Below are 12,250 nucleotides of genomic sequence, written 5' to 3' on the forward strand. Positions count from 1 at the left end.
CGACCGTCGCAACAGAGCCGGGGCATGCGCCTGCTCCGGACACTGTCGCTTTCACCGCGATGGCGGCCGCACCATCGGTTTCGCCCGGTCGCCGCATCTGGCTGCGCTTCAGGCAAAACCGCCGCGGCTACTGGAGCCTGGTGATTTTTTGCGTGCTGTTTGCCCTCAGCCTGATGGCCGAAGTCATTTCCAACGACAAGCCGCTGGTGGCGCGCTACAACGGCCAGTTGCTGTTCCCGATCGCCACGGACTATTCCGAAAAAGCCTTTGGTGGCGATTTCGCCTCGCCGGCCGATTACCTCGATCCCTTCATCCAGGATCAATTGAAGAAGCCAGGCAACTGGGCCATCTATCCGATCAATCATTACCGTTTCGATACCCTGAATTATTTTGCCAAGTCGCCCAACCCGGCGCCGCCTTCCCGGGAAAACTGGCTCGGCACCGATGACCGCGGGCGGGATGTGGTGGCACGCCTCCTGTACGGTTTCCGCATCTCGATCCTGTTTGGCCTGGCGCTGACCATCACCGGCGTGGCGCTCGGCCTCATCACCGGCGCCATCCAGGGGTACTTTGCCGGCCGCATCGACCTGGTGTTCCAGCGTTTCATGGAAATCTGGGGTTCCATGCCCGAGCTTTACCTGCTCATCATTTTTTCCTCGATCTTCGAGCCCAGCATCGGCCTCTTGCTGATCCTGTTGTCGCTGTTCGGCTGGATGGGCTTGTCCGATTACGTGCGCGCCGACTTCCTGCGCAACCGCAACCTCGAATACGTGCAGGCTGCCCGCGCGCTGGGTTTGTCGAATGGCCAGATCATCTGGCGCCATGTCTTGCCCAATAGCCTTACGCCGGTGGTGACCTTCCTGCCATTTCGCATGAGCGCGGCCATCCTGGCGCTGACCAGCCTGGATTTCCTAGGCCTGGGCGTGCCGCCATCGACGCCCAGCCTGGGCGAGTTGCTGGCGCAAGGCAAGAACAACCTGGACGCGTGGTGGATCGCGCTGTCGACTTTTGTGGTGCTGACCGTGACCTTGCTGCTCTTGACGAATATTGGCGATGCCTTGCGCAATGCCCTGGATGTGCGGAGGAAGGCATGAGCCTCTTGCAGATCCAGAATCTTTCCGTCGCCTTTGGCGACACGACCGTGGTGGACGATGTCAGCTTCGACATCGCACCGGGCCAAAAGCTGGCGCTGGTGGGGGAATCCGGCTCCGGTAAGACGGTGACTGCCTTGTCGGTCCTGCGCCTGAACCAGGATGCGCGCTACAGCGGACGGATTCTCTTCGCAGGCCAGGACTTGCTGCAAAAGCCGGAATCCGCCATGCGCGCCGTGCGCGGCAAGGAAGTGGCGATGATTTTCCAGGAGCCGATGACGGCCCTGAACCCGCTTTTCAGCATTGGCAACCAGATTGCCGAGGTGTTGATGCTGCATGAAGGCCTGAACGCCAGGCAGGCTGCGCTGCAGGCGGTCGCCTTGCTGGAAAAGACCGGCATTCCCGAGCCTGCCCGGCGCGCCTTGTCGTATCCGCACCAGCTGTCCGGCGGACAGCGCCAGCGCGCCATGATTGCCATGGCGCTGGCGTGCAAGCCCAAGCTTTTGATCGCCGACGAGCCCACCACGGCGCTGGACGTGACAATCCAGGTGCAGATCCTGGAATTGCTCAACCAGTTGCAGCGCGAAGAAAACATGGCCGTGCTGATGATCTCGCACGACCTGAACCTCGTGCGCCACTTTGCCGACCGTGTCGGCGTGATGGAAAAGGGCCGGCTGGTGGAAATTGCGGACAGTGCCGAACTGTTTGCCAACCCGCGCGAAGCCTATACCAGGAAGCTCCTGAACAGCCATCCGCAGCGCATGGTGCAGCCGGTGCCAGCCGATGGCGCCGAGTTGCTCAAGGCGCAGGGCGTGAGGTGCGTGTTCGAGATCCCGCGCGGCTGGTTCCGCACAACCCCCTTCGTTGCCGTCGACGCGGTCGATGTCGCCCTGCGGCCGCATGAAACGCTCGGCATCGTCGGCGAGTCCGGTTCCGGCAAATCCACCCTGGGCATGGCGCTGTTGCGATTGTCTGCCGCCAGGGTCGACGGCAAGATTGCATTCTCCGGCCAGCCAGTCAGCGAAATGGATGCCGGCCAGGTCCGGCCCTTGCGCGCCAGGATGCAGGTGGTGTTCCAGGACCCGTTCGCCTCGCTGTCGCCGCGCCGCACGGTCGAGCAGATTGTCGGCGAGGGCCTTGAATTGCACCAGCCGCACCTGACGCGGGAACAGTTGCGGCAGTCGGTCGGTGTTGCGCTGGAAGAAGTGGGCTTGCAGGCGGCAATGATGTCACGCTACCCGCATGAGTTCTCCGGCGGGCAGCGGCAGCGCATCGCCATTGCCCGCGCACTGGTGCTCAAGCCCGATCTGCTGCTGCTGGACGAGCCCACTTCGGCGCTGGATGTGTCGGTGCAGCAGCAGGTGCTGCAATTGCTGGCGGGGCTGCAGCGCAAGTACGGCATGGCCTACATCTTCATCAGCCATGACCTTGCCGTCATCCGTGCCATGGCGCACCGGGTGCTGGTGATGAAGGATGGCAAGGTCGTCGAGAGCGGCACCGCCGAAGAAGTGCTGGGGAGCCCGCGCGAACAGTACACGCAGCGGCTGCTGGCAGCCGCCGAGTATGCGGCGTTGACGCCCGCCTGAAACTAGCCTTTCTGGCTGCGGCTGCTCTTGCGGGCAGTGGTGGTCGACGATTTTTTCGACGCCACCGCGCGCGGCTTGGCGGCGGGCGCCGCCTTGCGGTGGGATGCCGTCTTGGCTGCTGTGGTGCGTTCGCCACGCACCGCCTTGCGCGTTGCGACGGTTTCGCTGCGCGCGGCGACGCGATTAGGCACGTGCAATTCGAGGCGCTTGCCAGTGGCGACCTTGTCACTGTTCAAATCATTCCAGTCGCGAATTTGCGCCACGCTGACCTTGTGGCGACTTGCAATCGAAGCCAGGTTGTCGCGCTTGCCCACCTTGACGTAAATGCGCCGGGTTTCCGGCACGTCCGGCACCACCAGCATGGTGGCATTGTCGGCCACTTCGGCGCTGATATCCTTTTGCGAAGTCAGTTCGGTCTTGGGAATCAGGATGGTCGAGCCCGCCTTCAGCGCCATCTTTGGCGGGATATTGTTGACTTCGCGGATCACCTGCGGCGTGGTGCCGAAGCGGGAAGCGATTGCCTCGATGCGTTCGCGCGCGCCGGTCACCTTGTGTGCAGTCCACGATGACAGGTTCTTGCCCCAGTTCGCCAGGTTTTCCTTGAATTTCGCCGCATTATTCTTGGGCAGCAGGATATGCGTGTCGGTGCTGCCGATGATGATAGGGCGGTTGTACTGCGGATTCAGGGCCTTGAATTCTTCCAGCGACAATTCGGCCAGCTGCGCCGCCAGCTTGATGTCGATGTCGCGCGTCTTGCCGATGGTGACGAAGTAGGGCTGGTTGTCCACGCGCGGCAGCGTGATGCCGTACTGGTCCGGCGCGGCGATGATGTTCTTCACCGCCTGCAGCTTGGGCACGTAATTCTGCGTTTCGGCCGGCATGATGCGCGACAGGCTGTTGAAGTCGGTCGGCAGGCCGGCTGCCGTGTTCTTCTTGATGGCGCGCTGCACCGAGCCTTCGCCCCAGTTGTACGCCGCCAGCGCCAGCTGCCAGTCGCCGAACATGCCGTACAGGCGCTGCAGGTACGTCAGCGCTGCCTCGGTCGAGGCCAGCACGTCGCGCCGTTCATCCTTGAAGACGCTTTGCTTGAGGTCGAAGTCGCGCCCCGTCGACGGGATGAACTGCCACATGCCGGCCGCCTTGGCGGTCGAATAGGCTTGCGGGTTGAAGGCTGACTCGATGAAGGGCAACAGCGCCAGTTCGGTCGGCATGTTGCGCTTTTCCAGTTCTTCGACCACGTGGTAAAGGTAGCGCGACGCACGCGTGGTGGTGCGCTGGATGTAATCGGGGCGGGCGCTGTACCAGTTGGTTTGCGACACCACCAGCGGGTTGTCGAGGTCGGGAATGGCGAAACCCTTGCGGATGCGTTCCCACACATCCATCTCTTGCATGATCAGTGATTGCGATTGCGGCGGATAGTCGCGATTTTCATCGCCATGGAGGTACAGGGTGATGTCGGCAGCCTGCGCCGCCAGGGGGAACTGGCTGGCAATCAGCGCGGTGGCAAGAAAAAGGGATTTGAATGTTGGATGCATGGGTTGCTTGTCAAGGACCGACCCTGCATCAGTCGGCAGAGCATTAATTCCACAGTGTAAGTAAGGGGCTTTTCTTGCGTCAAGGAATTTTACAGTTTCAAGGGAGATGCATTTGCAATCAGCCAATTTAATAGTTCCTTAGCGGAAATTAACCGCTTGATGCCGGCATTGCTTGCTTATTTTCAATTCGTGCACTTGCTACAGATCAATATTTTCCGATTTGGTTCCTGGCGCCGGATTTCCACCCGGTGAGGGGCATTGCCGTCCAGATTACGCTGCGCCATTGTTTTCGCCATGGGAATTGCCGAAACGGTCGCCGGATTGTCTTGATCCATATCAAGTGAATCCGCGAACCGCTTTGCTATCGTCAGCCATCGTATGCCCCGCAGAAGGATTTTCATGTTGACCACTGACTTACCGTATTTCAAGTTTCGCAATAAAACCCTGTTGCCCATCGTGCAGGGCGGCATGGGGGTCGGCATTTCGGCGCATCGCCTGGCCGGCGCCGTGGCAAAGCAGAATGCGGTAGGCACCATTTCCAGTGTCGACCTGCGCCGCCATCATCCGGATCTGATGGCGCAAACCGGCAAGAGCCGCGACAAGGCGGCGATCGACCATGCCAACCTGGTGGCGCTGGACCGTGAAATCCGCGCCGCCAAGGAGATCGCCTGCGGCAACGGCCTGGTCACCGTCAATATCATGCGTGCCGTCTCCGAGTACGCCAACTATGTGCGCCAATCCTGCGAAAGCGGGGCGGATGCCGTGGTGGTCGGCGCCGGACTGCCGCTGGACTTGCCCGAACTGACGGCCGATTTCCCGGAAGTCGCGCTGATCCCGATCTTGTCGGATTCACGCGGGATTGCCCTGGTCCTGAAAAAATGGATGCGCAAGAACCGCTTGCCGGATGCCATCGTGATCGAAAACCCGCGCTTTGCCGCTGGCCACCTGGGCGCCGCCAAGCCGGAAGATGTCACCGACGCGCGCTTCGAGATGCCGCGCGTGTTTGAAGAAACCTTTGCGCTGTTCAAGGAACTCGGTATCGAGCGCGAAAAAATCCCCCTGATTGCTGCCGGCGGCATCAACAGCCATGAGCAAATCCGCACATTGCTGTCGCTAGGCGCCAGCGCGGTGCAACTCGGCACACCGTTTGCGGTGACCGAGGAGGGCGATGCCCATATCAATTTCAAGAAAGTGCTGACCCAGGCAAAGCGCGAGGATATCGTGACCTTCATGAGCGTGGCCGGCTTGCCCGCGCGCGCCGTGCGCACGCCCTGGCTGGAAACTTATCTCGAGAAGGAAGCCAAGCTGCAGTCCAAGGCCAAGCCCAAGGAATGCCTGATGGCGTTTGACTGCCTGCAGCAGTGCGGATTGCGCGATGGGATCGCCAAGGCAGGGCAATTCTGCATCGATACCCAGCTGGCGTTTGCCATGAAGGGTGACGTCAAGCGCGGCCTGTTCTTCCGCGGCAGTGAGCCTTTGCCGCTGGGTTCCGAAATCCGCCCCGTGAAGGATCTGCTGGAATTTTTGCTGACCGGCGTATTGAACGGCAAGCTGGCCGATGAGCAGGTCGAAGCACTCGCTTGCCTGCAGCCGGCCTGATCAGGCACTCATTTAAAGACGTTTTTCCATTCCCGCAGGGCGGTAAATACCGCCAGTGGCGTTTCTTCCTGCAGGCGCCCGGCCTGGCGCAGGCTTTCCCGGATTTCCATTTCGTCGCAGCGCAGGAAGGGGTTGGTCGCCTTTTCCAGGCTGATGGTGGAAGGCACGGTCGGCACGCCGGCTTCGCGCCGGGCCGTGTCGGCTGCGATGCGTTCGGCCAGGGCGGCATTGCCGGGCTCCACCGCATGCGCAAAGCGCAGGTTGGAGAGGGTATATTCGTGCGCGCAATACACTTGCGTGGCATCCGGCAAAGCCGCGAGTTTTGCCAGCGAGGCCGCCATCTGCGCCGGGGTCCCCTCGAAGATGCGTCCGCACCCTGCGCCAAAGAGCGTATCACCGCAAAAGAGCCAGCCTTGCCTGGCAGCGTAGTAGGCGATGTGCCCGCGCGTATGGCCCGGCACGCCGATCACGGCCAGATCCAGCCCCGGTAACGGCGCCTGCACGCGATCGCCATCCTCCACCGGATGCGTGATGCAGGCGATATCGTCATGCCGAGGCCCATACACGGGAACTTGCCAATGATGCAATAATTCCGGAACGCCGCCGACATGGTCAGCGTGGCGATGAGTCAGTAAAATAGCGCACAAGGTCAAGCCGTGCGCCGCCAAAGCGCTTATGATGGGAACGGCATCGCCTGGATCGACGGCAACCGCATGGCGGCCGTCGTGCGCCAGCCAGAGATAATTATCGTTAAACGCCGGAACTGCCAATACAGTCAGCATACCAATGCCACGCCTATCGCCGCAAAAGCCCATTATAACGCTCGCCTCATGGCTGCAAACGCCAATGGGCCGCTATGTGCGCGAATGGGAACAGGCGCGGCTGGATGAGATCACGGCGGATATCTTTGGCTTCAACGCCTTGCAGATCGGCTTTCCGGAAGTCGATGCCTTGCGTGCCAACCGCATGCCCAACAAGTGGCTGTCCGATATTGCCGTGCCGGCGCCAGTCGAGGGCGCCAGGCCGCCGGTCGTGGCGGTGCACGATTTTGCCGAGCTGCCGTTTGCCTCGCAAAGCCTGGACCTGGTGGTCTTGCCGCATGTGCTCGAGTTTGCCGCCGAGCCCCACCAGGTGCTGCGCGAAGTCGAGCGGGTGCTGATACCGGAAGGGCAGGTCATCATCTGCGGTTTCAACCCGGCCAGCCTGTGGCGGGTGCGGCAAGCCGCAGGGCGCCTGTCGGGAGCGCATTTTCTGCCGCAACATGCCGACTTCATCAGCATGCCGCGTATCAAGGACTGGATGAAACTCCTGAATCTCGATGACAGTCGCGGCTATTTCGGCTGTTATGCGCCGCCGTTTCGCAATGAAAAGTGGCTCAACCGCTTTGCTTTCATGGAGTCCGCGGGCGAGCGCTGGTGGCCTTACGTCGGCGCCGTGTACATGGTGCAGGCCATCAAACGGGTCAAGGGCATGCGCCTGATCGGCCCGGCCTGGACCCGCCAGACTGCCCAGGTCCCGCAAGGTATGCCGGCAACGAATAAAATACGCAGAATCAAATAAACGAATTGAATAACGTGGAAAAAGTCGAAATCTATACTGATGGCGCCTGCAAGGGCAATCCGGGCCGGGGTGGCTGGGGTGCGTGGCTGCTGGCCGATGGCCATGAAAAGGAATTGTTTGGCGGTGAACCCAATACCACCAACAACCGCATGGAGCTGCGCGCCGTGATCGAGGCGCTGTCGATCCTGAAGCGTCCCTGCGATGTGATCGTGCATACCGACAGCGAATACGTGCAAAAGGGGATCAGCGAGTGGATCCATGGCTGGAAGGCGCGCGGCTGGAAAACCGCTGCCCGCGCACCGGTCAAGAATGTCGACCTGTGGCAGGCGTTGGACGCCGCCCAGGCCCAGCACCGCATCGAATGGCGCTGGATCAAGGGCCATGCCGGCCACGAAGGCAACGAGCGTGCCGATGCGCTTGCCAACCGCGGCGTCGAATCGCTGGCCTGACAGGAGTTCACCAATGCGTCAAATCATTCTGGATACCGAAACCACGGGCCTGAGCCCTGCCGCCGGCAACCGCATTATCGAGATCGGTTGCGTCGAGATGCTCAATCGCCGCCTCACCGGTAATAATTTTCATCGCTACATCAACCCCGAGCGCGATTCGGAAGAGGGCGCGCTGGCGGTGCACGGCCTGACGCGCGACTTCCTGGCCGACAAGCCAAAGTTCGCTGAAATCAGCCAGGAATTTCTCGAATACGTCGCCGGTGCGGAAATCATCATCCACAACGCGCCCTTCGACCTGGCCTTCCTGGATGCGGAATTGGAGCGCCTGGGCATGCCGCGGTTTGTCGGGCACGTCGGCGAGATCATCGATACGCTGGTGCAAGCCAAGCAACTGCATCCTGGCAAGCGCAACTCGCTCGATTCCCTGTGCGACCGCTACGAAGTCTCCAATGCCCACCGTACCTTGCACGGCGCCTTGCTGGATGCCGAATTGCTGGCCGAAGTTTATCTGGCGATGACGCGGGGGCAGGAAAGCTTTTCCATCGACCTCGGCGAGTCCGGCAGCGGTGCGGGTGGCGGTGGCGTGGAGTACGCAGCCCTGGAAACGATCATCGTGCTGCCTGCCAGCGCGGATGAACTGGCCCTGCACGAAGCCACGCTGGACAAGGTTGCCAAGGAGTCCAAGGGGGCCTGTATCTGGCGTGCTGAAAAGACGAATTGATCCGCCGCTGCATTTGTGTCATAATGCCGGCTTCGTTGGGCGGTTAGCTCAGTGGTAGAGCACTGCCTTCACACGGCAGGGGTCGCAGGTTCAAACCCTGCACCGCCCACCACACGAATGCAATGAAAACAAGGACTTACGCTAAAACGTAGGTCCTTTTTTCTTTCTGGTACGGAAAAAGTACGGAAAATTACTGGCCGGAGAACTAAATCCCCTGCAGCTTGGGCAGCTACTTCCCTCCAGTTAGGACGTCGTTGGGACCTCCATTTCCGCGCCGGCTTTGACCGACAACGGCGATGCCGGCGGGGCCTGAGATTCTTTACAGTGCCTCGAGCGCCAAAGCTATTCCCTGTCCTCCGCCAATACACAAGGTTACGATTCCACGCTTGTTTCCGTTTCGCCGCATTGCATGCAGCAGTCGCGCAGTAAGTACTGCCCCGGTTGCGCCAATGGCATGACCGTGAGCGATGGCCCCGCCATCCGTATTGACGATTTCTTCCGGAATGCCGAGTTCGCGCATTACAGCAAGCGGCACTGCTGCGAAGGCCTCATTGATTTCCATCTGCTGAACGTCTTTAAGCGTCCAGCCTGCTCGGGTGAGCGCTTGCCGTATCGCGCCGACAGGCCCCAGACCGAACAAACCTGGCTCAACCGCCGCGATTCCATAACTAACAATCTTTGCCATCGGCTCCAGCTGGTGATGATCGGCAAAACGTCGATCTGAAACGATCATGGCCGCCGCTCCACTATTGAGGCCCGGTGCGTTGCCGGCAGTGATGGAGCCGGTTTTACGAAATGCCGGCTTCAGCCTCGCAAGTGCGTCCAGCGTCGAGTCCGGTCGATTCGCTTCATCCGTATCGAACACCTTTGCACCGTTTCGACCGTTGATCTCGATACCTGCAATTTGCGTTGCAAAATAGCCGGCGGCCTGGGCGCTTGCAAAGCGCTGCTGTGAGCGATGAGCCCATCGATCCTGGTCTTCCCTTGAAATTTTATAGAGTTCTACCAGATCCTCTGTGTGCCAGCCAGAGTGCTCGCCAGAGAACGCATCGACCAGCCCGTCCCTTAACATGCTGTCGTATATCTGTGCATCGCCCATGCGCGACCCCCAGCGTCCGTTCGGCAGAAGATAGGGCGCCTGGTCCATGTTTTCCATGCCGCCGGCAATGGCACTGTCTATGTGGCCAAGTTGTATCTCCTGAGCGGCGGATATGATCGCTTGCAGTCCCGAACCGCAGACGCGGTTAACCGTCATTGCGGGCACATTTGCCGGAACCCCGCTGTTCAGTGCGGCTTGTCTTGCAGGGTTCATGCGATTACCAGCCTGGATGACATTTCCCATGATCACGCTGCCTAACGTGTTCGGTTCGATTCCCGCGCGCCGGATGGTTTCACGTACGACTATCGCGCCCAACTCGGTTGCCGGCACGTCTTTCAATGTGCCGTTATAAGCACCGATTGCCGTTCGCACTGGCGAGCACAGCACAATTTCTTGTTCTTTCATTTTTACTCCTTACAGGTGATTCATTCAGGGAAAAGATCGACACGCTATGAAGCGCTGCGTGCTTGCGGTCGCGTATTGACCACTAGGCAGAGCAATCCGGTTATCAAGGAAAGGACCACGTGCAAGCCGTACAGCGGACCAAAATCTGCCTTGGTCACACTGGCATGCCCGACGAAGAACACCGTGAGCGCCACGCCAAGGATGGAACCCACCTGGCGAACCGCTTGATTAACCGCACTGCCGACGGCATAGTGAGTTGCAGGCAGCCCTGCAACGGCTGCTCCAGACAGGGACGGCAATACCATTCCTACCCCGATGCCGCTCAGGAACAGACCAGGCAGCCAGTGCGTCAGATAAGATGGTTCGGCGCCGGGAACCAGTAACAGCCAAAGCCCGCTGGACGCATAGATCAAGGACCCGATGACAAGAAAAGGGCGATGTCCAAGTCGGCCGGCGAGACGCCCGGTAATGATTGCGGTTGGAATAACCAGCAACGGCCCCGGCGTGATTGCAAGCCCTGCCAGCGGAAGACTGTAGTGCCATATGCGGGTCATATATTCGAAGAAGGCGAAGAACATCATCGCAAATGCAGTGCCGAATGCCAGCGTTGCCAGATTGACTGCGCTATAGGTGTGGTCTCGAAACAAGGCGAGGTCAACGAGCGGATAGCGCGCAGTACGAGCCCATGCTACGAATGCTGCCAGCATGATGACCGAGGTTGCCGCCGCCGCGAGCAATTCCGTACGGCGCCATTGCGGCGAGTCGGCCTGCGTAATTGTCATCGCAGCAGCGCCGACGGAAATGATCAGAAGCGTCATGCCGACCCAGTCCACGCGGTGCATTTTTGATGCGCCTTTCAGCTCACGCAACTTGGCGGCTCCGCGCCAGAGTGAAATCGCGCCGAGCGGCAAGTTTACATAGAACGCCCAAGGCCAGCCCATCTGGTCCACGAGGTATGCCCCCAGACTCGGGCCTATTGCGGCGGCGAGCGCGCCGACTGCACCCCAAAGGCTTACGGCGACGGCACGTTGCTCTTTCGGGAAGGCATCCAACACAATGGACAGCGACGCCGGCGTGAGCAGCGCCGCGCCGATTGCCTGAATCACGCGGGCTGCAATGAGGAATTCAACGGAACTGGAAATTCCGCAGGCGACCGATGCGACCAGGAAAAGTGCGACGCCAATGAGAAAAACGCGTTTGCGCCCGTGGATGTCGGCCAGTCCCCCGGCCGGTATGAGCATCGCGGCAAATACAACGGTATAGGCATTGAGCACCCAAGACAGGTCGGCCGCCGTCGCTTCAGGAAACGCACGGCGCAATGTTCCGAATGCAGCGAATAGCACAGTGCTGTCCATCGATACCAGGAAAACTGCGATGCTGGCGATCCAGAAGATTGGCCATGGTGAAGCGGGCAGGGCGTGTGATGCGGGTGCACTCAATACATGCGTGGTCGAGGACATAAGGTCTCCTTGAATGGGTTGGAGCTATGCGGCCAGATTCTGGATATAAATGGCAGGCTCCGCAGCTAGCCCTTGCTTGACCTTGCGTGTGATGTCATCCACGAGCGCTTCGCTGTCGCCGCGTTCCAGTGCGTCGTAACCATAGGCAGCGACAAGCTCGGGCGATACCTTGGGCGCATCGATGTCTCGTGTGAGATCGGTATCGATGAATCCGACATGCAATCCGAGGACTTGTGTGTTTTGCGCTTGCAGTTCGTGCCTCAAGCCGTTGGTCAGGCTCCAGGCGGCTGACTTGGACGCTCCGTATGCGGCCAGTTCTGGTCTGCTGATCCAGCTGGCGACGGAAAGCACGTTCAGCAGCGCACCACCGCCGTTTCTCTTCAGGATGGGGGCGAACGCTCGACTTACGTTGAGCACCCCAAAAAAATTGGTTTCCAAATGTCTGCGTGCGGCATCGACGCTGTCGGGCGCAAGAAATCCACCGAAATTAGCGATGCCCGCGTTATTAATGACCAGAGTGACGTCAGTGCACTGCAACGCTGCAGCCTCGACTTCTTGTTCGTTGGTGACGTCCAGCTTGATCGGAACAACACCAGGAAGACTGACTTGCGACGGATCGCGTGCTGCGGCATATACCTTGCGAGCGCCGCGTGCAAGCGCCATGCGTGCGAAGGCGAGTCCGAGCCCTCGGTTTGAACCTGTAATGAAGATGGTGGCATTGGTAAGCTTCATGGCATTTTCCTTA

The 12,250-nt window shown here is 60.1% G+C and carries 11 protein-coding genes and 1 tRNA gene; 7 read left to right on the top strand and 5 right to left on the bottom strand.

What is annotated here, in order from left to right; all coding sequences use genetic code 11:
- Positions 1 to 59 precede the first annotated feature (59 nt).
- Both EKL02_RS07920 and EKL02_RS07925 read left to right on the top strand, forming a co-directional pair.
- Positions 60 to 1,094, top strand: coding sequence for an ABC transporter permease (locus EKL02_RS07920; RefSeq protein ID WP_206732492.1), 1,035 nt, complete (start codon positions 60 to 62; stop codon positions 1,092 to 1,094).
- Positions 1,091 to 2,677, top strand: coding sequence for a dipeptide ABC transporter ATP-binding protein (locus EKL02_RS07925; RefSeq protein ID WP_128901547.1), 1,587 nt, complete (start codon positions 1,091 to 1,093; stop codon positions 2,675 to 2,677). Before EKL02_RS07920 ends, EKL02_RS07925 begins: the two co-directional genes overlap by 4 nt.
- Before the next feature lie 2 nt (positions 2,678 to 2,679).
- Here the strand turns inward: EKL02_RS07925 and EKL02_RS07930 are convergent, their stop codons facing one another.
- On the bottom strand, positions 2,680 to 4,212 hold the full coding sequence (locus EKL02_RS07930; protein ID WP_128901548.1) for a transglycosylase SLT domain-containing protein: 1,533 nt from the start codon (positions 4,210 to 4,212) through the stop codon (positions 2,680 to 2,682).
- A 399-nt stretch (positions 4,213 to 4,611) separates the two neighbouring features.
- Here EKL02_RS07930 and EKL02_RS07935 point away from each other — a divergent pair, with 399 nt between their 5' ends.
- Complete coding sequence (locus EKL02_RS07935; RefSeq protein WP_128901549.1) at positions 4,612 to 5,811, top strand: nitronate monooxygenase family protein; 1,200 nt, start codon at positions 4,612 to 4,614, stop codon at positions 5,809 to 5,811.
- A gap of 8 nt (positions 5,812 to 5,819) precedes the next feature.
- Here the strand turns inward: EKL02_RS07935 and gloB are convergent, their stop codons facing one another.
- The gene (gloB, locus tag EKL02_RS07940) at positions 5,820 to 6,593 is read right to left on the bottom strand and encodes a hydroxyacylglutathione hydrolase (RefSeq protein WP_128901550.1); all 774 of its coding nucleotides are present in this window, start codon (positions 6,591 to 6,593) and stop codon (positions 5,820 to 5,822) included.
- Between the two features lie 4 nt (positions 6,594 to 6,597).
- Between gloB and EKL02_RS07945 the strand changes: the two genes are divergently transcribed.
- From EKL02_RS07945 to EKL02_RS07960, 4 genes are all read left to right on the top strand, one after another.
- Positions 6,598 to 7,371, top strand: a complete 774-nt coding sequence (locus EKL02_RS07945) for a methyltransferase domain-containing protein (protein WP_128901551.1) — start codon at positions 6,598 to 6,600, stop codon at positions 7,369 to 7,371.
- Between the two features lie 14 nt (positions 7,372 to 7,385).
- Positions 7,386 to 7,820, top strand: coding sequence for a ribonuclease HI (gene rnhA, locus EKL02_RS07950; protein ID WP_128901552.1), 435 nt, complete (start codon positions 7,386 to 7,388; stop codon positions 7,818 to 7,820).
- Positions 7,821 to 7,833: 13 nt separating this feature from the next.
- Positions 7,834 to 8,541, top strand: coding sequence for a DNA polymerase III subunit epsilon (gene dnaQ / locus EKL02_RS07955; RefSeq protein WP_128901553.1), 708 nt, complete (start codon positions 7,834 to 7,836; stop codon positions 8,539 to 8,541).
- Between the two features lie 37 nt (positions 8,542 to 8,578).
- Positions 8,579 to 8,653: transfer RNA gene (locus EKL02_RS07960), tRNA-Val, on the top strand.
- A 207-nt stretch (positions 8,654 to 8,860) separates the two neighbouring features.
- Here the strand turns inward: EKL02_RS07960 and EKL02_RS07965 are convergent.
- From EKL02_RS07965 to EKL02_RS07975, 3 genes are read right to left on the bottom strand one after another with little or no spacing between them, the layout of a single operon-like run.
- On the bottom strand, positions 8,861 to 10,045 hold the full coding sequence (locus tag EKL02_RS07965; protein ID WP_128901554.1) for a thiolase family protein: 1,185 nt from the start codon (positions 10,043 to 10,045) through the stop codon (positions 8,861 to 8,863).
- A 44-nt stretch (positions 10,046 to 10,089) separates the two neighbouring features.
- A complete protein-coding gene (locus EKL02_RS07970) occupies positions 10,090 to 11,505 on the bottom strand; it encodes an MFS transporter (RefSeq protein ID WP_128901555.1) in 1,416 nt (471 codons plus the stop codon).
- Between the two features lie 24 nt (positions 11,506 to 11,529).
- Positions 11,530 to 12,237 carry an SDR family oxidoreductase gene (locus tag EKL02_RS07975; RefSeq protein WP_128901556.1) on the bottom strand — a complete coding sequence of 236 codons (708 nt, stop codon included), beginning with the start codon at positions 12,235 to 12,237 and terminating at the stop codon, positions 11,530 to 11,532.
- Between the last annotated feature and the right edge of the window lie 13 nt (positions 12,238 to 12,250).

Source organism: Janthinobacterium sp. 17J80-10, from assembly GCF_004114795.1.
GTDB lineage: Bacteria > Pseudomonadota > Gammaproteobacteria > Burkholderiales > Burkholderiaceae_D > Paucimonas.